Origin of the sequence: Chitinophaga horti, from assembly GCF_022867795.2 — a bacterium.
Classification (GTDB): Bacteria; Bacteroidota; Bacteroidia; order Chitinophagales; family Chitinophagaceae; genus Chitinophaga; species Chitinophaga horti.
Genome location: NZ_CP107006.1, coordinates 2,916,071 through 2,935,154, shown reverse-complemented (window position 1 = coordinate 2,935,154; position 19,084 = coordinate 2,916,071). Strand labels below are relative to the sequence as shown.

General features: G+C 49.5%; 22 protein-coding genes. 14 read left to right on the top strand and 8 right to left on the bottom strand.

Going from position 1 to position 19,084, the window contains the following annotated elements; all coding sequences use genetic code 11:
- Positions 1 to 15 precede the first annotated feature (15 nt).
- The 3 genes from MKQ68_RS11840 to MKQ68_RS11830 all read left to right on the top strand — a co-directional run bounded on the left by MKQ68_RS11840 (position 16) and on the right by MKQ68_RS11830 (position 2,469).
- Entirely contained in the window at positions 16 to 1,428 is a 1,413-nt protein-coding gene (locus MKQ68_RS11840) for a TlpA family protein disulfide reductase (RefSeq protein WP_264283474.1), read from the top strand.
- A gap of 122 nt (positions 1,429 to 1,550) precedes the next feature.
- A complete protein-coding gene (locus MKQ68_RS11835) occupies positions 1,551 to 1,793 on the top strand; it encodes a hypothetical protein (protein WP_264283473.1) in 243 nt (80 codons plus the stop codon).
- Between the two features lie 172 nt (positions 1,794 to 1,965).
- Positions 1,966 to 2,469 carry a molybdopterin-dependent oxidoreductase gene (locus MKQ68_RS11830; RefSeq protein ID WP_264283472.1) on the top strand — a complete coding sequence of 168 codons (504 nt, stop codon included), beginning with the start codon at positions 1,966 to 1,968 and terminating at the stop codon, positions 2,467 to 2,469.
- A gap of 13 nt (positions 2,470 to 2,482) precedes the next feature.
- On the opposite strand, the gene MKQ68_RS11825 is transcribed toward MKQ68_RS11830, so the two are convergent.
- Positions 2,483 to 3,436, bottom strand: a complete 954-nt coding sequence (locus tag MKQ68_RS11825; protein WP_264283471.1) for an arginase — start codon at positions 3,434 to 3,436, stop codon at positions 2,483 to 2,485.
- On the bottom strand, positions 3,433 to 4,689 hold the full coding sequence (gene rocD / locus MKQ68_RS11820) for an ornithine--oxo-acid transaminase (RefSeq protein ID WP_264283470.1): 1,257 nt from the start codon (positions 4,687 to 4,689) through the stop codon (positions 3,433 to 3,435). The genes MKQ68_RS11825 and rocD overlap by 4 nt, the downstream gene beginning before the upstream one ends.
- Before the next feature lie 110 nt (positions 4,690 to 4,799).
- Here rocD and MKQ68_RS11815 point away from each other — a divergent pair, with 110 nt between their 5' ends.
- A complete protein-coding gene (locus MKQ68_RS11815) occupies positions 4,800 to 5,252 on the top strand; it encodes an Lrp/AsnC family transcriptional regulator (RefSeq protein ID WP_244844561.1) in 453 nt (150 codons plus the stop codon).
- Between the two features lie 196 nt (positions 5,253 to 5,448).
- Here MKQ68_RS11815 and MKQ68_RS11810 read toward each other — a convergent pair whose 3' ends face one another.
- A complete protein-coding gene (locus MKQ68_RS11810; protein ID WP_264283469.1) occupies positions 5,449 to 7,833 on the bottom strand; it encodes an ABC transporter permease in 2,385 nt (794 codons plus the stop codon).
- A 140-nt stretch (positions 7,834 to 7,973) separates the two neighbouring features.
- Between MKQ68_RS11810 and MKQ68_RS11805 the strand changes: the two genes are divergently transcribed.
- From MKQ68_RS11805 to MKQ68_RS11780, 6 genes are all read left to right on the top strand, one after another.
- Positions 7,974 to 8,303, top strand: a complete 330-nt coding sequence (locus MKQ68_RS11805) for an ArsR/SmtB family transcription factor (RefSeq protein WP_264283468.1) — start codon at positions 7,974 to 7,976, stop codon at positions 8,301 to 8,303.
- Between the two features lie 58 nt (positions 8,304 to 8,361).
- Entirely contained in the window at positions 8,362 to 9,189 is an 828-nt protein-coding gene (locus tag MKQ68_RS11800; protein ID WP_244844579.1) for an arsenite methyltransferase, read from the top strand.
- Between the two features lie 41 nt (positions 9,190 to 9,230).
- Positions 9,231 to 9,941: a metallophosphoesterase family protein gene (locus MKQ68_RS11795; protein ID WP_264283467.1), complete on the top strand. Its 711-nt coding sequence runs from the start codon at positions 9,231 to 9,233 to the stop codon at positions 9,939 to 9,941.
- A 509-nt stretch (positions 9,942 to 10,450) separates the two neighbouring features.
- Complete coding sequence (locus tag MKQ68_RS11790) at positions 10,451 to 10,693, top strand: hypothetical protein (RefSeq protein WP_264283466.1); 243 nt, start codon at positions 10,451 to 10,453, stop codon at positions 10,691 to 10,693.
- Positions 10,687 to 11,136, top strand: coding sequence for a hypothetical protein (locus MKQ68_RS11785; RefSeq protein ID WP_264283465.1), 450 nt, complete (start codon positions 10,687 to 10,689; stop codon positions 11,134 to 11,136). The genes MKQ68_RS11790 and MKQ68_RS11785 overlap by 7 nt, the downstream gene beginning before the upstream one ends.
- Before the next feature lie 169 nt (positions 11,137 to 11,305).
- Positions 11,306 to 11,956 (top strand): hypothetical protein, encoded by a 651-nt coding sequence (locus MKQ68_RS11780; RefSeq protein WP_264283464.1) that lies wholly within the window; start codon positions 11,306 to 11,308, stop codon positions 11,954 to 11,956.
- Here MKQ68_RS11780 and MKQ68_RS11775 read toward each other — a convergent pair.
- Positions 11,880 to 12,869 (bottom strand): helix-turn-helix domain-containing protein, encoded by a 990-nt coding sequence (locus tag MKQ68_RS11775; protein ID WP_244844591.1) that lies wholly within the window; start codon positions 12,867 to 12,869, stop codon positions 11,880 to 11,882. The two genes, MKQ68_RS11780 and MKQ68_RS11775, sit on opposite strands and share 77 nt — an antisense overlap.
- A 479-nt stretch (positions 12,870 to 13,348) precedes the next feature.
- Here MKQ68_RS11775 and MKQ68_RS11770 point away from each other — a divergent pair, with 479 nt between their 5' ends.
- The 4 genes from MKQ68_RS11770 to MKQ68_RS11755 all read left to right on the top strand — a co-directional run bounded on the left by MKQ68_RS11770 (position 13,349) and on the right by MKQ68_RS11755 (position 16,074).
- Positions 13,349 to 13,978: an alpha/beta hydrolase gene (locus tag MKQ68_RS11770; protein WP_264283463.1), complete on the top strand. Its 630-nt coding sequence runs from the start codon at positions 13,349 to 13,351 to the stop codon at positions 13,976 to 13,978.
- A 19-nt stretch (positions 13,979 to 13,997) separates the two neighbouring features.
- Entirely contained in the window at positions 13,998 to 14,564 is a 567-nt protein-coding gene (locus MKQ68_RS11765; protein ID WP_264283462.1) for a Crp/Fnr family transcriptional regulator, read from the top strand.
- A 56-nt stretch (positions 14,565 to 14,620) separates the two neighbouring features.
- Positions 14,621 to 15,148, top strand: coding sequence for a peptide deformylase (gene def, locus MKQ68_RS11760; RefSeq protein WP_264283461.1), 528 nt, complete (start codon positions 14,621 to 14,623; stop codon positions 15,146 to 15,148).
- 116 nt (positions 15,149 to 15,264) lie between these two features.
- Positions 15,265 to 16,074, top strand: a complete 810-nt coding sequence (locus MKQ68_RS11755) for an AraC family transcriptional regulator (RefSeq protein WP_264283460.1) — start codon at positions 15,265 to 15,267, stop codon at positions 16,072 to 16,074.
- A gap of 47 nt (positions 16,075 to 16,121) precedes the next feature.
- Here MKQ68_RS11755 and MKQ68_RS11750 read toward each other — a convergent pair whose 3' ends face one another.
- From MKQ68_RS11750 to MKQ68_RS11735, 4 genes are all read right to left on the bottom strand, one after another.
- Complete coding sequence (locus MKQ68_RS11750; RefSeq protein WP_264283459.1) at positions 16,122 to 16,673, bottom strand: hypothetical protein; 552 nt, start codon at positions 16,671 to 16,673, stop codon at positions 16,122 to 16,124.
- A 10-nt stretch (positions 16,674 to 16,683) separates the two neighbouring features.
- Entirely contained in the window at positions 16,684 to 17,304 is a 621-nt protein-coding gene (locus MKQ68_RS11745; RefSeq protein WP_264283458.1) for a dihydrofolate reductase family protein, read from the bottom strand.
- A gap of 79 nt (positions 17,305 to 17,383) precedes the next feature.
- The gene (locus tag MKQ68_RS11740; protein ID WP_264283457.1) at positions 17,384 to 18,127 is read right to left on the bottom strand and encodes an SDR family oxidoreductase; all 744 of its coding nucleotides are present in this window, start codon (positions 18,125 to 18,127) and stop codon (positions 17,384 to 17,386) included.
- Positions 18,124 to 19,041 (bottom strand): ketopantoate reductase family protein, encoded by a 918-nt coding sequence (locus MKQ68_RS11735; protein ID WP_244844625.1) that lies wholly within the window; start codon positions 19,039 to 19,041, stop codon positions 18,124 to 18,126. Before MKQ68_RS11735 ends, MKQ68_RS11740 begins: the two co-directional genes overlap by 4 nt.
- Positions 19,042 to 19,084: the final 43 nt, after the last annotated feature.

Sequence of the window (19,084 nt, the reverse complement as noted above, 5' to 3'; positions counted from 1 at the left end):
ACAACCAATAAAACAATGAAAAAGTTCATAGTGCTTACCGCCTGCCTGCTCGTGGCAGCGGGTACTCTACTCGCCCAGCGCGGCCCGCGTAACCCAAGATTAACCGCATTGATGGCTGTGAAAGATTCCGTCGTGCTTCGGGATAGCCTTCAACTGTTGTATAAAAGCAGCCAGGAATCTGACTTGCAACTGTTGGAAAGTTATTACGAAGCTACAGGTGACAAAAACAAAAACAGCGAAGTATCCCAGCAGATAAGAAAGCGTTTCCCTGACGGAAATGCAGCGTTCAGGGAATTGGGAGGCCGGATATATGAGGAAGTAGATCCCAAACAGAACGAGAAGTACTATCAGGAGATGGTCAGACGTTTCGGTAACAATAAAGCGTTCAACCTGGATGGCTCACGGTACTTCATCGCAAAATCGTTTCTCGGTAAGAATCAACCGGATAAAGTATGGGAATATCTGAACAAGATCGAAAATAGCGCTTACAAGCTGTATGCATATTCTTATGCAGCGCGCGAATCAATGCCGGTCAACGATACTAAACTGGGCGAAACGCTTATCCGCAAAACATTTGCTGATCTAAAAGGCGATACCACCCATAAAGGGTATGACGAATTTTGCAGGATAATGAGCGAATTGCTCTACCTGAATGGAAAGTACGAGGAGGGAGAGCCATATGCAAAAAGAATTTACGTTAAACAATCCCATGTGACATCCGTTTCTACCAGAGAACTGGCCAGCACATATTTTGATTATCAGATCCAATTAGGTCGCTACCAGGATGTATATGCCGAAATGGCTGATCGTATCAAAAAAGGTAGCGCAAGCCAGTTAGTAAAGGATAAATTCAAGGCCGCTTATGTGAAAGTGAACGGTTCAGATAAGGGATACGACGCATTTATCGCTGATGCGAAGACCGCCCTTAACAAAAACGCAACGGAGGAATTAGAGAAGCAGATGCTCAATGTCACGGCTTTTAATTTTGAAGTGCAGGACCTTAACGGCAAAAAAGTTCGGCTAAGTGATTACCAGGGCAAGGTAGTGATATTGGACTTCTGGGCTACCTGGTGCGGCCCGTGTAAAGCGTCATTCCCGATGATGCAGACGGCCGTAGATCGGTATCAGCATGATAAAGACGTTGTTTTCCTCTTTATCCATACACTGGAAAACTCGGCCAACCCAACAAAGGCAGCTGCAGATTACATCACGGACAAAAAGTTCAGATTTAACGTTCTGATGGATCTTAAAAGTCCGGAAACCGGAAAAAACGCCGCAGCCAGAGGATTTGAAGTAAACGCAATACCCGCAAAGTTTGTCGTCGATAAAAAAGGCATTATCCGCTTTAAGAAAGTGGGTAACGCAGCCGTGGGCTCAGACGCGTTCCTGGCCGAAATGGATGCGATGATTAAGATTGCTAAAGGGTAGATAATGTTGCAGTATTACGGAAAATAATATAATGTTTATTGAGTGTAAACTCATGGTTGATACAAAGCAGAAGGAAAGAGCCTCCCGTATTCTTACAGGGGGCTTTTTATGTTGAATAGTCCTTGAGAAAGGAAAAGCATCGTCCCTATGCTTTTAAAAGTTATTACGACGACTATACACTCGGAGGCATCGTAGAATATGGTAAGATCATTTCATTCCGCGATAATATCAAGGCTACACTTCAATATAAACAGGATGTACACCGCGAACATAACGAAGGCGAGCCGGAACGCACCATGTCTGACCGCATGTTAACGGCCGGTGTCGAGAACGAGCTGTTGATCACCCGTGGACTGGCGGCGTGAAAGAAACACCATTGCTAAGCCCCTTCCTGCAAAATAATTCCAATAGCAGGAATGGCAGGCAGCTTAACCTGACGGCAGCCGAGAAGGCGGACTTGCTGGCCTTCCTGCACATGCTCACCGACTCTTCTTTTATTACAGATACCCGATTTTCAAATCCTTTTACGAATTAGCTATGATGTGTACGACCCGCTTGTTTATTACATGGATGTTCATGTTCGTTGGCACGTTGCCGGTAGCCGCGCAGGTGGCAAAGCAGCCATCTCTTAAGATTTCCGGTGAGGTGGCGAAGCCGGTGGAATTAACCGCTTCACAATTCGACACCATGAAAAAGACCACCGCCATACTGGAAGATCGTGACGGGAAAAATCATGCCTATAAGGGCGTATCTGTGCAGGAAATACTCGGTCTGGCAGGTGTAACGACCGGCGACCAGTTAAGAGGCGAACATCTGACGAAATACGTTTTGGCAAAGTGCGCAGATGGATATGAAGTATTGTTTTCACTTGCGGAACTCGATAGTGCCTTCACCAAACGTGTCACCATTCTGGCAGATGAGGTGGATGGCACGCAGTTGCCCGTCGGTAAAGGACCTTTCCGGCTGATCGTGCCAGGGGAAAGGCGGCCCGCACGCAGCTGCTTTCAGGTAACGGAGTTCGTGGTGAAATACGCAAAATAAGCACGGGTGTCGTTTAATTCATCACCGGCTCCGCCACCTGCTCCAAAATATCGAACGCAACCTCCGCCATCCTATTCCCCCCATGGTCCAGCAACGGGTTCACTTCCACGATTTCATAACACACCACTTTGCCGCAGGCAAATATCTCCCGCGTCATGCGCACGATCTCGTCCGGGTTAAACCCTTCCGGCACCGGCGTGCCCGTGCCGTCTGATATCTGCTCGCAGTCCATACTGTCTACATCAAAAGAAACATAAATGATATCGCAGCCCGCCAGCTGTTGCAGCGCCGCCTGTACACAGCTTTCGATGCCGTGGTCGCGAACCTGGGACACGGTATAGTTGGTGATGTTTAAAGATTCTATCAGCCGGTCTTCCGCCGCTTCTGTATCGCGTACACCGAAATAAACAAGGTGGCAGGGATCGAATTTCGCACCCGCACCACCCAAGGCTTTCAACTGCTCCCAGCAAGCGGAGGTGTATTCCGATACGTTATTGATTTTATGAGAGAGATTGTCGTTACCCAGCGTTGCCGCCAGCGGCATGCCATGCAGGTTGCCCGATGGGGTAGTGTAGGGGGAGTGAAGATCTGCATGCGCGTCTATCCATATCACGCCCAGGCTTTTACCGGGGAAAGCAGCCTTAATGCCGCCAATCGTTCCGATAGCCGAGGAGTGGTCGCCCGACATGACGATCGGGAATTGGGAAGCCAGTAATGTTTGGCTGACTGCCGTGGCGAGCAGCTCACACTGTTCCTTTACTTCGCCGATGCGGCGTCCATTGGTGTCGCTATCTTCGTGGTAGATGGATTCGTTGCGTGTTGGTATGTCGATGTAAGGCAACTGGTGAAAGAAGTGGCTGCCCTTGTTGATGGCGGCAATTTCCATGGCGTCGATCCCCATATCCGATCCGCGTGTGCCTGCGCCAATGTCCGACCTGTTTTTGATGAGTTTTACAGCAGTTTTCATAAACAGCGGGATTTGATAGCGTTTTCGATGATGGATAAGCTTTCCATGATTTGCTTCGCATCAATGATCAACGGAGGGGCAAAACGGATCTTATTGCCATGTGTCGGTTTCGCTAACAGGCCGCGTTGTTTGAACTCCAGGCACAACTCCCAGGCCAGGTCAGCCTCCAGGCTGTTGTCTATCACAATTGCATTCAGCAATCCCTTGCCGCGCACGGTACGGATCACGCCCAGTCTTTTTGAAATATCGAGGAGGCCTTCCCGGAATAGTTTGCCCATTTTGTGTGCGTTCAATGACAGGTCTTCGTCCAGCACCACCTGTATCGCTTCTTTAGCGACCGCGCACGCCAGCGGATTGCCGCCGTAGGTGGAGCCATGTTCGCCGGGACGAATGCATAGCATGATATCATCATCGGCCAGCACCACGGAAACAGGCACGGTGCCGCCCGAAACGGCTTTGCCAAGAATCAATACGTCAGGTTTGCCCAGTTTTGTAGCGGTATCGTAAGAGGCTAGCATGCTGCCCGTTCTGCCAATGCCAGTCTGTATTTCATCGGCAATAAACAGTACGTTGTATTTGTTGCACAATTGGCTCACGCGTTCCAGGTAATCTTCATCCGGAACAATCACGCCAGCCTCTCCTTGTATGGGTTCCAGGATAACACCAGCGATGGTTTTGTCGGTGCTGAGTAATATCTCCAGTGCATCGGCATCGTTGTATGGCACCTTCATAATGCCGTCCAGGAAGGGGCCGAAGCCACTGCGGGCGGATTCGTCGTCGGAGGCGGATACTACGGATATTGTACGGCCATGAAAGTTACCATCGGCGAAAACGAGCTTCGCCTGGTCCTGCGGAATGCCTTTGACCAGGTATCCCCACTTCCGGCATAACTTCATCGCCGTTTCCACCGCCTCAACACCGGTGTTCATCACCAGCGCTTTGTCATAGCCGAACAACCGGCATACATATTCTTCGAAGTCACCGAGTTTATCGTTGTAAAAGGCTCTCGACGTAAGGGTGAGTTTTTCCGCCTGCGCTTTCAGCGCCGCTATAATGCGCGGGTGGCAATGCCCCTGGTTAACCGCCGAGTAAGCAGACAGGAAATCGTAATAACGTTTGCCTTCCACGTCCCAAAGAAAAACACCTTCTCCACGCTCCAGCACAACAGGGAGGGGATGATAATTATGTGCCCCATAATGATGTTCCCTATCGATAAACGCCGCAGTTTTTGATAAATTCGCAACAGATTCCATTTGGTTGGTTTTTTGTATCAGGTATACCAAAAGTACAATTTTAACCTAAAATGGACAATTAAAAGTAAATTTGATTCTAAGTCAGCTTATTTAAAGTTATTTTATACATAATGGAGCATGTAGACGATTTCGATAAACAGATATTAAAAGAGTTGGAAAAGGACGGCCGTATGGCATTTTCCGCCATAGCCTCTACGTTGGGGGTGTCAAATACCATGGTGCACCAGCGTGTCAATCGTCTCACAGAGCTGGGTATTCTCACCGGCATCAAACCTGTACTGAACGAAAAGCGGCTGGGCTATGACTGGGGAGCCTTTACGGGCCTCACGCTCGAAAAGGACCATGACTCCAACCGCATTATCGAAGCGCTCAAAAACATCCCGGAAATAACGGAGTGCTATTATATTTCCGGAAGTTATACCCTGTACATCAAAATTATCGCCCGCGATCATGAGCACATGCGTAAGGTGCTGTATGAGCAGATCGACAGTATTCCGGGAATAGCCAAAACGGATTCTATTATGGAGCTGGGGTGTGCGTTTAAGCGGAATGTGACGTTATAGTTAAGAAGAAACGACATAAAAAAAAGCCGCTCACCAGCGGATGAAGGGTATCCGCGCCCGTATATTCGTTGTAGTGACGAACGGTCTCTATCTTTTTTACTGTTCCCATGATACTAAATTAGGCAATCCTTCACAGCTTGAAAACGAATCAGTAAAAGTGGTAAATAAACCCGTGTTCTGTATACGTCCCTCGGCTTTAATCCCTCTTCAACACCACTACCGGATTACTTCCCGCTGCCTTCCAGGTTTGCGACCCGATCATTACCACGGCAATCAGCACGACCGTAAGCAAACCTGCCAATAACTCGGTCGCCTGCACCGGCGTATGATAAGGGAAATTAGGCAGCACCATCATCCGGAAAAACACATAAGTCACCGGCAATGCAATCATCGCTGATACGGACAACAGCACTAAAAATCCACGGCTCAGTAAATACACGAGGCTTCCCATACTTGCGCCCATTACCTTACGGATGCCAATTTCCTTCACCCTCGTTTCAGTCGTAAACACGACCATGCCGAACAGGCCCATCGAGGCGATAGTGATGGCCAGGAAGGAAAGGAACCCGATGATCCTGATCATTGCAGCAAACTCACTGTATGCTTCTTCAATTTCCTCGTTATAAAATTCAGCCGTCAGCGGGTGTACGGGATCGGTCTTTTTCCAGGCCGACTGGATCTTTGCCATGGTAGCTGGCATGTTCGTGCTGGCTATTTTTGCGCTGATGATGGCCCGGTCTTCGGGCGTCCAGGAGGTGTATGCTACAGGTCCGATGATGTTGTCGACCTTGCCGTAGTGAAAGTCCTGCATTACGCCAACGATGGTGAGTTTACGGCCATTTAAAGTTACCTGTTCGCCGATTGCGTTGGCAGAAATGTTAAACCGTTTCAACACTTGCTCGTTTACGATCACTTCCCGCACGGCCGATGCTGTGGCGGGGCGGCCGATGAAGTTGCTGCCGGCGATAAGTTTGTAATCGTGCAGTGGCAGGTAGTTTTCGTCCACGTGATTTGTTAGCACCAATGCCGAGTCGCGCCAGTCTTTGTACTTCATTTGGCCGCCCCAGGCATTACCTACGCCTGTGGTGATCAGCGAGCGCGATAACGCTGTTATTTCAGGGATCTCGCTTAGCTCTTTCATCATCGCATCCGGCTGATGGTGCTGCATGTTGATGTTCAGGATGTTCTTCGTATTAAAGCCCAGGTCAAACGCCAGGATGTTTTTATACTGCACATAGCCAATGGCAGTAGTGGTAATAAAGATCAGTGTCACCGTGTATTGGATTACGATCAGCGTACGCCGGAGCGTAAGATGTTTGAACACTTTCGCTGTTGAAAATCTCCCGAATGCATGCATCGGACTCACTTTCGAGAAGAACAATGCAGGTGCGAAACCCGCCAGCACGCCGATGATAATGGAAAAGAGCAGGAAGGCGATCACCGTGGTGACTGAAAGCTCTAATCTCACCGTACGCTGCATCTCCGGCGCGATGTTGATCAGCATCGGGCGTAATACCAAAAATAGTAAAAAGGAGAGGAGTAGGGCCGCCAGTGATATCAGTACAGCCTCCACAAGGAACTGCATCCGCACCTGGCGGGTTCCCGCGCCAATAGTCTTACGAAGCCCGATCTCTTTTATACGGCGCGTTGCCCGCGCGATGGAAAGATTGGTATAGTTGAAACAGGCAGACAGGATCACGAGAAACGCTAACCCGCTTAATATCCACAGTACCACCGGCGGCATATGCGGGCCCGTAAATCCCGGCCCGCCTTCTGACTGGCGAAGACGTTCGCCCACCACGATGTGACGCAAAGGCTGCATGGTCAATTCTATCTTCATGTTGCGATCCGCCAGGTTCTCTTCCCTTGCCAGTTCACCCAGTTGCGACCGGATCGCGTTCATGTCAGCATGTTTATCCGGCATTACATACACCGAGTGCGCCCACATGTTTGTCCACGCTTCGTTATCCCCCCGTACAACCGACGACAATGACACCAGTGCTTCAAACCGGAGGTGAGAAAAGAAAGGAACATCCTTCATGATGCCCGTTACCTGGTAAACGTTCGTATCGATGCTGACCGCCTTGCCCACGGCGGCTTGTCTACCAAACAACTTCACCGCCGCCGTTTGCGTAAGCACCAGCGAGTAGGGATCTTTTAGCGCCGTAGCAGGATCGCCTTCGATCATCTGGAACGAGAATATCTTAAACAAAGAAGGCTCCGCCCACAGGCCGCTGACCGGCAATGTGTGGTCTCCCACCTTTGCATCCCCCGAAAAGTTATTACGGATAATGGCTACCTGCTCAATACCTGCCACCTTCTCCCGGATAAGTGTTGCCGCCTTTACAGAACTCGTCGCAAACTTTCCGCTTTGCCCATTGCCGGAAGTCATCACGTTAGAGATGCGGAAGATCCGGTCACTGTTGGCGTGGAAGCGGTCGTACGAACGCAGGTCGAGTACAAGAGCGATGAGCAGCAGTCCGACCGACATACTGATAGCGAGGCCAATGATGTTGATGGCAGAGAAAAGCTTGTTACGCAGGATGTTGCGGATAGATGTTTTCAGGTAACTGGTAATCATAAACGGGGCGTTTCCTTCTGAAGATAATTTACTTGCTGATGCCGTTAATTGAAATGTGACGAAATACCCGTTTCCCGGTTTGAAAAGAAAATTTGGTGATTCATCCTTATATCGTAATATTGCAATTAATCGATTATATCATGGGTATCACTAAATCAGGCCTCTTTACCAAAAAGCAGAACGACATGGCGAACATGCTTAAAGCAATCGCCCATCCTGCCCGTATTGCTATTCTGCAATACCTGGTGAAGAAGAACGCCTGCGTTTGCGGTGATCTCGTAGAAGAACTCGGCCTGGCACAAGCGACCACCTCGCAACACCTGAAGGAGCTGAAGAACACGGGTCTCATCCAGGGAACGATAGAAGGCGTGTCTGTATGTTACTGCATCAACCCGAAAGTCTGGAAACAATACCAGGTAATGTTTTCGGAGTTCTTTAAAGATGTGAATTTGGAAGGCTCCTGCTGTTAGGGGCTATTTTTTTACTTGTATCTATCGCAATATTGCAATAATAAGATAAACTGATACGATGTCTACTAACCAGCAACTCAAAGAATTTGTCAAACAGAAGTACAGCGAAATCGCCACACAGGATAAAGCCGGCAACCAGGCTTCCTGTTGCGGGTCCGGCTGTTGCTCCACGGAAGTCTATAACATTATGAGCGACGATTATTCCAGCCTTGAAGGATATAATCCTGATGCCGATCTAGGTCTGGGTTGTGGCCTGCCGACTCAGTTTGCGCAGATCAAGCCCGGCAACATCGTGATCGACCTGGGCTCGGGGGCAGGTAACGACTGCTTCATTGCCCGGAAAGAAGTGGGCGAAACCGGCAAAGTAATCGGCATCGACTTTACACCGGCAATGATCGATAAGGCGCGCATGAATGCGGATAAGCTGGGATTCAATAACGTCGAGTTCCGCCAGGGAGATATTGAGCATATGCCTGTTGCCGCAGGCGTAGCAGACGTGGTCGTGAGCAACTGCGTACTAAACCTTGTACCGGATAAGGCGGCCGTTATCAAGGAGATTTACCGCGTGTTAAAACCCGGTGGTCACTTCTCCATCTCCGATATCGTACTGGAAGGCGCACTGCCCGCCAAGATTCAGCAGGCGGCGGAAATGTATGCGGGTTGTGTATCTGGTGCTATCCAGAAGTCCGTTTACCTGTTACTTATTGAGCAAAGTGGTTTTAAAGCAATATCTGTTCAGAAAGAAAAAGTGATTTATGTGCCGGATGATATCCTGTCGGGGTACTTATCTCCGGAAGAAATAAACCAATTCAGGAACGGAAGCACCGGCATTTACAGCGTCACGGTGTATGCGGAGAAGCCTTGTTGTGAGCCGGGGTGCTGTTAAATAAGCGTTTGATATCCTTCTGGTTAAAGAAAAAATACCTTATGAAAATTGCACTCTTCTCCGACATTCATGCCAACCTCCCCGCACTGGAGGCTTTCTTCCAAAACCTGGAAAAACAACAACCCGACGCAGTGTACTGCCTGGGCGACCTGGTCGGCTATAACATCTGGCCCAATGAAGTGATCAATGAAATCCGTAAACGCGGTATTGCGACGATTACCGGGAACTATGATTTCGGCATTGGCCGCAGCAGCGACGATTGTGGCTGTGCTTACAAAAGCGACGAGGAGAAAGCTAACGGCGCGGTGTCTATACGCGTTACTAATGAGCTTGTAGGAGACGAGGAGCGTCGTTACCTGCGTAGCCTGCCGCAACATATCCGGCTGGAGTTTGAGCAGTATCATGTGCTATTAGTACATGGCAGCCCGCGTAAGGTGAATGAGTATCTTTTCGAGGACAGGGAGGAAGCGAGTATGCTGCGCATTATGGGAGATGCGGATATTCTGTGCTTTGGGCATACCCATAAGCCCTATCACCGGTTGTTGCCGGGTGATAAACATGCGATTAATATCGGGTCGGTAGGTAAACCAAAGGATGGCGATCCCAGGGGTGGTTATGTCATGTTGCATCTTGATGCGGATGTACGAGCCGAGTTCATCCGGTTTGCGTATGATGTAGAACAGGCAGCGAGGGCGGTGGAGGAGAGTGAGTTGCCGGATGCTTATGCGGAGAGTTTGCGGAGGGGAGTGTAGGTAAGTGCGGTCAATCCTTTAATATTTCGGTTTTCGTTGAGATCGATTTAAGGTATAAGCGTAGAAGCCCCGTATATCGGGGCTTTTTTATGCGTTGTGCTGTAAATATCGTTATAGCGCACGTGATAATTTTACGGCAGGTGGCGGGATAAAATGAACAGAAATGAACAGGTAAATGAATAGAAAAAAATCGACCTTGGGGTGCAAGACAGGTGCATGATGGTTTTTACAAAGTACTCGATAAGAACAGGAGTAACTGCAAAACGTAGGAAGAAATTGAGCATTGTTCGGAAGAAGTTTTGCCTCACTTATGGGCAAAAAAAAACCCAGAAGTTTGGCCGAAGCCAGGGACAACCGGGAACTATAATTCAAAGTTAACCAAATAATTTATATAGAAAAAAATATTTCAACAATAAGCCAGTCATCTTATAATGGATGAGAATGTAACTAATTGATTGTTAGTTTTTAATATGCCATCTACATTTTAGAAAACCAACCTGGGAAACACAATGAACTATGCTGATTTTGAGGCCGTGATATCGCCATCACGGATGAACAGGTATTTAGCAGCTGCCGGAAATAATACACGCAAGGCAATGACACTTTATAGGCTTAATCTAAAGGCATCACAAGAGATGTTTACAGTGATTTCCGTTTTTGAAGTGGCGCTGCGTAATGCAATTGACGGACACTTCAATCTACTTTGGGAAACGATTGGTTGCAAATCTCCGGACAACCAGGTGGCTTGCTAGACAATCCAAGATGCCACAAAACGCGTGACATAATAAATAATGCGGTGACAGCTTTTGGTAGTAATTACAGCCATGTCAAGTTAGTAGCAAAAATGGATTTCGGCTTTTGGCGATACATGTTTGCAAGGCATCAGTTCAATGCCTTCAACCGAACCGTTCTTTCTGTGTTTCCGGCTAAACCAAGAAGTACACCAACCCGCAATTACGATAATACCTTTGTTTTTGGGCAGTTGGAAAAGGTGAATGGCATACGAAATCGGATTGCCCATCACGAACCAGTATGCTTCATAAACAGCGGAATGAGTATTTGCAGTACTGCTTATGCGCGGCAACATTACCGGTTAATTATGGAACTATTCAATTGGATGGGAATTGACGAAGGGGCACTCCTGTATGGCCTGGACCATATCGATATGGTTTTAGCCAAAATTGATAGACTATAGGATTACCGGATGCTCACTATTGGGCTTCGAATTCCTATACCCAACCCTCACCCAACCGTCACTGAACCATCCGATGCCCAAAAAGTCGCAGTTCAGGATCATCATTTCTCACTTCCCGATCATGATGTCTCCCGCAATTCCCCCGACCTTTGCTCCCAAAAAACTTCATATGATACAAAAACATTTTAACGCCATTTCCTCCGGAGCCACGGGGATGTTTGGCAAACAGGTAGTGCGATACTTTCGCCACGGCCGGGAGATCATCGCTAAAGCACCATGTAAACGGCCAGGCAGAGGAACGCCAGGGCAGGAGCGCACCCGCGCCAACTTTCAGCAGGCAACCGACTGGTCTAAAAAGGTGCGGTCTGCGCGGGGATTGACCACCATTTACGAAGCGTTCGTCGGTGGCGGTAAGAACATACACAACCTGGCGATTGCCGATTACCTGATGGCCCCTGAAGTACACGATCTGTTCGTGAAGGATGGGATTATCAGGGTAAAGGCAACGGATAATCTCCAGGTAGCGTCTGTATGTGTATGCGTGTACGACGCTAACGGATACCTGTTAGAGGAAGGCATGGCTGTTAATGAGGGAGGTGACGAATGGGTATACAAACCCGTCCTGGCATTACAGCCAGGGTGCGACATTGTAGTGATAGCGCGTGATTTGCCGGGCAACGAATGCCGTTACGAGATCGCGTTGCCGGCGCGCGGAGAACAGCCAGTATTCGTAAAAGTGACGGTCAGTCTGCTTTCTTCTGCCTGCGGTATTCCTCTGGCGAGCAGCCTATTTCCTCCCGGAAGGCCCGGCCGAAATTAGGCGGGTCCAGGTACTGCACTTCGTAACAGATTTCCGCAGCTGTCATATCAGTAGTGATCAGCAGTTCACATGCCTGCCGGATTTTCAGCATCTTTCTGTAGCCAGACCATTTCCTGCTTTTCAACTCCTTGCACGCGCGGGAGAGTTGCCGGGCCGTCATGCCCAATCGTTGGGCGGCATTTTCGAGGCTTAGGCTGGACAAAACTTTGTTGCCGATCTTTTGTTCGGCGTGCCGTAGTATGTCCAGGTGTTTCTTCGGTACCTTGAATTGCCGGCCTTTACGTTGTTGTTTTTTATCTGCCTCAATGTAGATGTCGAGCAGGTCTTCAATACACCGGTCAATGGTCGATTTTCGCTTGCCGGCGGTTTTCAGGCAGGCAGTAATCATGTTCAGTATAATGGCGCTGTTTTTTAGTGTTTTTACCAGCGGCATCACCCAGCCCTGCGGACAATTTTCGTGAACACGCGCTAACAATTCGGTCATTTCCGGCTTGCCGTGGCAGGCAGTATTCAGTAACTCCCGGTTGATATACAATTTAAGAGTAGTACAAGCGCCCGCTGGTACCTGCAGCGTATGTTCGCCAGCTGGTAGATAGTACAGGAATCCGCTGTTAACAACGTGTTCCAGCTTCCCAAGCAGACTGTGTTCCATAGTCATCATCCCTTCCTGCGTATAACATAATACAAGCATGGGCTCCGCGGCGCTCATATGCCAGGTATATGCATCGTCCATCAGAAAACAATGCTTCGTCAGCGCATATTGTTTACCCTCTTCAACTTGTTGCAAAATTTTTCCAAATGCACCGGTCGTGACGGTTACATCTGCCAGGGCAATGAGCTTGTCGAAGCTGTGCGGACTTGGAATAACGGATGTATCAATGGTATCGGAGGCTTGGGCTGGCCTGAATTGCATAGCAATATGGTTTAAGGTGTTAACAATACCCGCTTGATGTTTTTGCTAAATAGGAGAGCGCTAAAATAAAGAATCACTTTCAGCCAGCAAAAAAAAGACGCAGTTCAGGATCAGATTTAAACAGATAATGATCATTGAAGCGAGCGTCGAATATGCACCTTTGCATCCCCGGAAAAGTGCCTGATATGCACCGTCGTAAGATGCGCTAAAGGTCACGCGGGAACGGTGTTAAAAGTAACATCGTGTAGTTCTTTGACATATTGGGAATAAACATAAGGCAGGAGGCTTCTCTATATATACATAGGGTAAGGGGGCTTGCCGTCCCCTTACTTTTTTTTGACAGGTATTCCCTGCAACAGGAAAAAGGATGACATAGTGTGGCAGATAACGTTTCAACAGGTATTCTCCTCATTCCGATGGTGCGTATGCGCACTCGTCCTGTTTATCCCTTAAATTGCATCCCCAAATTATTAACAAACATGACCATTCGCCTCGAAGCATCAAACCCCATTGCCTCCGTCCTTTTCGCCGCCGGTGCCGGCGGTAACCCAGAACGCCATGCGCCCCTGCTCCGTCATCTTCACGGCAACGGTATCAATGTGATCGCCCCTGTGTTCGAACGTTTTGCCAGCCCATCGCCTTCGCCGGACGTACTGCTTGGCCGCGCCGCTACACTCAATGCCGCGCTGCAGGAACTCGCCGCATATGGCCTGCCCGTCACCGGCATTGGGCATTCCATAGGGGCTACGCTGTTGCTGGCCATAGCAGGCGGACAGCTGTATACAGGCCCGGGCAACGCGCTGCCGATAGCCGTTGACCAGCAGTTAAAGAAGTTGGTCTTATTCGCCCCGCCAACAGGCTATTTCAATGCTCCTGGCGCGCTGGTGCAGGTAACAGGTGAGATCCAGGCCTGGGGTGGAAGGAGAGACGTGATCACGCCGGCAGCGCAGTTGGATTTACTTGCGGGTGCCAATGTGCGCATTGTGGAAGACGGCGGCCATTTCAGTTTCATGAATGAATTGCCTCCGGGGATAACAGACACCATAACTGACAGGCCGAAGTTCCTGGATGAGCTGGCACAGGAGGTGACTGCTTTTGTGCTGCGATAAAAATGTGTTAAATTGAAGTATGGGATACATCCGGGAATATTACGAGCGCATCATCCGGTTACAGGAAAAGGAATGGCAGTTCATTGCTTCCCATTTCGCCAGGAGGGTCTTTGCCAAAAACGAGATCATTACCCAGGTGGGAGAAACGGAACAATTCCTGTCGTTTGTGGAAACGGGTATTGTGCGTTTTTATATCCCCGGCGATGAGCAGGAGCTCACGTTCGATTTTTGTTTTGACAAAGAATTTACCTGTGCTTACCCATCCTTCCTGACGCGAACACCGTCCGAATGTGCATTGCAGGCACTGACTGAAACAGTGGCATGGCGAATTTCTTATGAAGATCTTCAACGTGTGTACGCGGAAACGCAGGCGGGCAACTACCTGGGCAGATTTGTGTCGGAAAAGCTGTTTCTTGCCAAAAGTGAAAGGGAGCTTTCGCTCTTGAAATATACGGCCAGGGAGCGCTATTTACGGCTCTTTTCCGAACGCCCGGACATACTTAAATTTATTCCGCTCAAATATGTGGCTTCCTATATCGGCATTACGCCCCAGGGTCTAAGCCGCATCCGACGCCAGATTAGTTAACATAGATTCATTGCCTCCATCTGTTATTCTTTGGAACTTTGTATAAAATCCAGGGAATGAAACGCGCTATTTTCGCTTACGGGCACAGCATTTTAAAACAATCCTGCAACGATATTGATCCATCCTATCCCGGCTTGAATACGCTGATCGCTGATATGTGGGAGACGATGAAGAATGCCAATGGCTGCGGACTGGCGGCGTCACAGATCGGTGTGCCCATCCGGTTGTTTGTTGTCAGTAACCAGGAAGAAGAATTTCGAGAAACGTTCATCAATGCCCGTATCATCGCACGGTCGCCGGAACTGTGGGACGAGGAGGAGGGATGTTTAAGTATTCCGGGTTTGTCGCAGATGATAACAAGAAATTGGGCGATCACCATTGCGTATTTCAACGAACGATTTGAACGGCAAACGCGCACGTTCAGCGGTGCCACCGCCAGGATGATACAGCACGAATATGACCACACAGCGGGTGTGCTGTTCCTCGATTATCTGAAGCCGTTGACGAAGAAGTTGATAGCGGCTAAGTTGAAACGGATTATGGAAGGCAAGGTGCGCCCGGGATATTTGATGAGGTTTGTATAACCGGGCATACTGGAGCGCCCCCCCCATGTCGGTTTTATCCTATTTTTTCATCGTCATTTGCTGTTATTTGCGCAGAATTGCCGATATTTTGATAGTATAAACGGTCACGCGCAACCATGGACTTTAATATCATCCAGCCTCCCCAATGCCTCGAAAAATATATCCGTTTTTTCTGGACCATGGACTCCAGGTCATTGTCTCCCGAAGACAATACCTTCAGGATGTTCGCCAGAAGATTTCCCCGGTTGGTTTTTCAGCATAATGACGGTCACTCTGCCATCTATCACGGGACAAACTTTTTGCCGCTGTCCTATCTCAGCGGGTTAAATACACTGCCGTATGAATGCGGCATACAGCCCTCATTTACCACCACGGGCGTCAGCTTTTATCCGCATGCGGTAAAACTGTTCTTTAAGGTAGATGCCTGCCACCTCGTCAATGAGCTGCCCGACCTGGTCAACTTCGTTCCGCAGTGGCTTACCGACGCCTTGCTGGACGAGCCTTTGCAAACGCGGCGGATCAGTATCCTCATCAGGTTCTTCAGCAAAAAGCTGACGGAAAATGCCAGTACGGACCCTATCGCAGAAGCCGGCTGGCGTATGATTCACCAGGTTAACCAGAAAACGGTCATCCGCCACCTGCTCACGATGTATAATATCTCCGAGCGGCAACTGGAAAGGCGCTTTAAATCGACGGTGGGTTTTTCGCCCAAACAGTTCCTGAAAATCGCGCGGTTTGAAAGGTCGATCGAAGCATTGCGGCGGAAGGGGGACATGAGGTTGTCGGATATCGCATACGACCTGAATTACTGTGATCAGTCGCACTTTATCCGGGAGTTTCGCGAGTTCTCTAACCAAACGCCGCTCGAGTACCTGAACCAGCAGATCTTATTCCAGGAAAATTCGGCCATGATCGTAAAGAAATAAAAAAGCTCCGGCCAGCGCCGGAGCTTTTTGTTCCATAGAACTGCCTTTTAGAATGCAGCGCCTTTACTTAATGTTCCATCCATAAATGGTTCATAAGTTTTGCCATCGGCGGTGATGTCATGTTTCACGGAAAAGGTGTTGCTGTCGTTGCTAAACCTGCCTGTGGAGCGCACTTTCTTTCCGGTCCATACCCAAACATCGTTTTCGATAGTGAGCGGGTCGATGTTAAAGCTGCCGTCGGGGTTAAAGTTGTAGCTGTTGAATGCGCCGGTCTCTGTGTTGTAGCCGATGATTTCGATGGCGCCGAACCCGGATTTGTCGCGGATGCCGTAGGCGGTGTGCACGACGAAGTTGCCATCGGGCGACCACTGGTACACATCACTTCCGAGCGTTTTAAATCTGGGTTGGCCGTCCTTTGGCAGTACTGTCGTTTGCGTGATCCACCGGCCAATAATTTTGCCCAGCAGTTCCTTTTTGGCGGAAGGAAAGTAATGAACTGTTGGTGATTCCGCAGCCGGGGCGGCCTGCGGTTGAAAGGCTGATAACAATACTATGGCCAGCAGCGCAAGCGCAGCACATTTTTTTGCATGAATAAGCATGGTTCCCTGTTTACTTATTTCTGATTTCGTACCTGATGTGTGTAGTGAGGGTGGAGTGGATCACCTCTTTAATGGATAAGGAGAAGCGGTCTGCATCGATACCTTCGAACAACCGGATGCCACTGCCTAAAATCAACGGGGCGATGTGAATAAGGCATTCATCTACCAGCCCCGCGTTGAGAAACTGCTGGATCATCATTGCGCCGCCCTGTATCCGGATGTCTTTGCCACCGGCCGATTGACGGGCGCGGGCTACGGCACTTTCTATTCCATCATTGACGAAATAGAAAGTCGTATTTCCCTTTTGCTTCCATGGTTCACGTTTTTCATGCGTCAGGACGAATACGTCCGTTTTATAAAGGTTTTCGGGCCAGTTCACTTCACCCTCTTCGAACATGCGTTTGCCCATGATGTAGGCGCCTGTTCTCGATAATGTTTCGCTTACCAGCCGGTTGTCGGCGCCTTCACTGTCGCCGTCGTCTATGCCCAGGTTTTTCAGGAAGGCGCGCTGATGATACATCCACGTATGTATCGTGGTGCCTCCGTCGCCAAGCGGGTTGTCGGGCCCCCGGTTTTCGCCGGCGAAGTAACCGTCGAGGGAGATCCCATTGTCAAAGAAAATTTTACTCATCGTAGCGGTGTGTTTTTTCGATGGCGTAAAATTACGGGGCGTGTTGTTGCAGAAATAGAACAAAAACGACAATCCGGAATTACCGTCCACCTGCTGCATCCACGATCGCACCGGTTACATAAGTAGACTGTGCTGAACACAGCCACCATATGATGTCTGCGATCTCTTCCGCGGTACCGCCACGCTGCATGGGAATACTCGTCCGCAATCGTTCCACGCGTCCCGGCTCGCCGCCATCGGCATGAATATCTGTATGTATAAAACCGGGCCGCACACCATTCACACGAATCCCTTCTGCCGCTACTTCTTTCGATAGCCCGATGGTAAACGCATCGATCGCTCCCTTGGAAGCCGCGTAGTCAATGTATTCGCCCGGCGCTCCTGTACGGGCTGCCACAGAAGATACGTTCACGATCGCACCGCCTTCGCCGCCATAGCGTGTCGACATGCGTTTAATGGCCTCCCGGGCACAGAGCAGTGATCCGGTTACGTTGGCCGTAAGTATGCGTTGTATCCTTGCAGTATCCATCTGGTCCAGGCGCATCTGTGTTTCAAGAATGCCGGCGTTGTTGACGAGCGCGCTGAGCGTACCGGGCAAACGATCGCAGGCTTCGAAGAGGCGGAGTATATCAGCTTCTGCAGACACGTCTGCCTGCACGGCGAGCGCCTTGCCGCCACTGTCCATAATGGTTTGCACGACTTTATCAGCAGCCGCCTGGTTACGATGATAGTTAACGATGACGGTGAGGCCGTGTCGTGCCGCCAGCAGGGCAGTGGCCGCACCAATGCCGCGGCTGGCGCCGGTGATCAGTATCTTGTTCATATGGCTTGTCTGGCTTGTAATGATTTTAGTTTGGTGAGTTCCCCGAGCAGGCTGGTAGCCTTTACCAGCGCTTCCGCACCTTGTTCAGCGGCTATACGCGCGATGGCTATATTTAACGTATCGATCTCCGTGTCACGCTGCCGGCGAATGTCCTGTAAAGTGGAAATAAGCTGGCCGTCCGACAGGCGGCTGATCTGCAGCAGGTTTTCTTCTATGGCTGCCGGTGATAAGGTCACACCCTGCAAAGCCGCTACGGCCAGGCATTCGGTGATGATTCCGCGTGCAATGTTGAGCGCTTCGGCGTTGCGGTGAAAAATGCCATTGTCTACCTCCAGTAATGGACATACGGAATTGAATACACTGTTGATGATCGCTTTCTTCCAGATGACAGGCTGGATGTTTTTCTCACCCCTGAAACGGAAATGCGGCGTGTCCAATAGTGCTGCAATGTCATCTTCGAGTCCGGGTGTGCCGTCGATATGGCCTATGGGACAGGGTGCAACTGGTTTGAAGCGTATCGTGTTCTCCACCTGGCTGGTAACGAATAATACGCAACGATAAACGGCCGTAAAGTGTTCACGGATGAATGGTTGCTCAACACCCAGTCCATTCTGTAATATAACTAAGGGAGCGTTACCCGTTTTCGGCCGTAAAAGGTGCGCCAGTCGCTCATTCCCGAACGATTTGCTGGTCAGTACGATCAGCCCGTTCAAATGTGTAAAGTGATCCAGTGATTGCGTACGTATCTCCGCAGTGATGGTTTGGCCGTCGGCTAATGTCACCTGCAGCTGTTGGGTATGCGCCGGCACGTCGTTGGTGCTTCCTCGTAACAGTGTTACCGCTTTGCCTGCCTGCTGCAATAGTACGGCCAGCGCTTTACCAATGGCGCCCGCGCCGATGATGAAGATATGCATAACGTGTATTTACTTTCGATAAAGGTCAGAAAAACAGGGCATC

Excerpts from the sequence above, each read along its gene's own strand:
- MKQ68_RS11840 (WP_264283474.1), top strand. The coding sequence starts at position 16 with ATGAAAAAGTTCATAGTGCTTACCGCCTGCCTGCTCGTGGCAGCGGGT.
- MKQ68_RS11830 (WP_264283472.1), top strand. The coding sequence starts at position 1,966 with ATGATGTGTACGACCCGCTTGTTTATTACATGGATGTTCATGTTCGTT.
- MKQ68_RS11825 (WP_264283471.1), bottom strand. The coding sequence starts at position 3,436 with ATGAAAACTGCTGTAAAACTCATCAAAAACAGGTCGGACATTGGCGCA.
- rocD (WP_264283470.1), bottom strand. The coding sequence starts at position 4,689 with ATGGAATCTGTTGCGAATTTATCAAAAACTGCGGCGTTTATCGATAGG.
- MKQ68_RS11815 (WP_244844561.1), top strand. The coding sequence starts at position 4,800 with ATGGAGCATGTAGACGATTTCGATAAACAGATATTAAAAGAGTTGGAA.
- MKQ68_RS11810 (WP_264283469.1), bottom strand. The coding sequence starts at position 7,833 with ATGATTACCAGTTACCTGAAAACATCTATCCGCAACATCCTGCGTAAC.
- MKQ68_RS11805 (WP_264283468.1), top strand. The coding sequence starts at position 7,974 with ATGGGTATCACTAAATCAGGCCTCTTTACCAAAAAGCAGAACGACATG.
- MKQ68_RS11800 (WP_244844579.1), top strand. The coding sequence starts at position 8,362 with ATGTCTACTAACCAGCAACTCAAAGAATTTGTCAAACAGAAGTACAGC.
- MKQ68_RS11795 (WP_264283467.1), top strand. The coding sequence starts at position 9,231 with ATGAAAATTGCACTCTTCTCCGACATTCATGCCAACCTCCCCGCACTG.
- MKQ68_RS11790 (WP_264283466.1), top strand. The coding sequence starts at position 10,451 with ATGAACTATGCTGATTTTGAGGCCGTGATATCGCCATCACGGATGAAC.
- MKQ68_RS11780 (WP_264283464.1), top strand. The coding sequence starts at position 11,306 with ATGATACAAAAACATTTTAACGCCATTTCCTCCGGAGCCACGGGGATG.
- MKQ68_RS11775 (WP_244844591.1), bottom strand. The coding sequence starts at position 12,869 with ATGCAATTCAGGCCAGCCCAAGCCTCCGATACCATTGATACATCCGTT.
- MKQ68_RS11770 (WP_264283463.1), top strand. The coding sequence starts at position 13,349 with ATGACCATTCGCCTCGAAGCATCAAACCCCATTGCCTCCGTCCTTTTC.
- MKQ68_RS11765 (WP_264283462.1), top strand. The coding sequence starts at position 13,998 with ATGGGATACATCCGGGAATATTACGAGCGCATCATCCGGTTACAGGAA.
- def (WP_264283461.1), top strand. The coding sequence starts at position 14,621 with ATGAAACGCGCTATTTTCGCTTACGGGCACAGCATTTTAAAACAATCC.
- MKQ68_RS11755 (WP_264283460.1), top strand. The coding sequence starts at position 15,265 with ATGGACTTTAATATCATCCAGCCTCCCCAATGCCTCGAAAAATATATC.
- MKQ68_RS11750 (WP_264283459.1), bottom strand. The coding sequence starts at position 16,673 with ATGCTTATTCATGCAAAAAAATGTGCTGCGCTTGCGCTGCTGGCCATA.
- MKQ68_RS11745 (WP_264283458.1), bottom strand. The coding sequence starts at position 17,304 with ATGAGTAAAATTTTCTTTGACAATGGGATCTCCCTCGACGGTTACTTC.
- MKQ68_RS11740 (WP_264283457.1), bottom strand. The coding sequence starts at position 18,127 with ATGAACAAGATACTGATCACCGGCGCCAGCCGCGGCATTGGTGCGGCC.
- MKQ68_RS11735 (WP_244844625.1), bottom strand. The coding sequence starts at position 19,041 with ATGCATATCTTCATCATCGGCGCGGGCGCCATTGGTAAAGCGCTGGCC.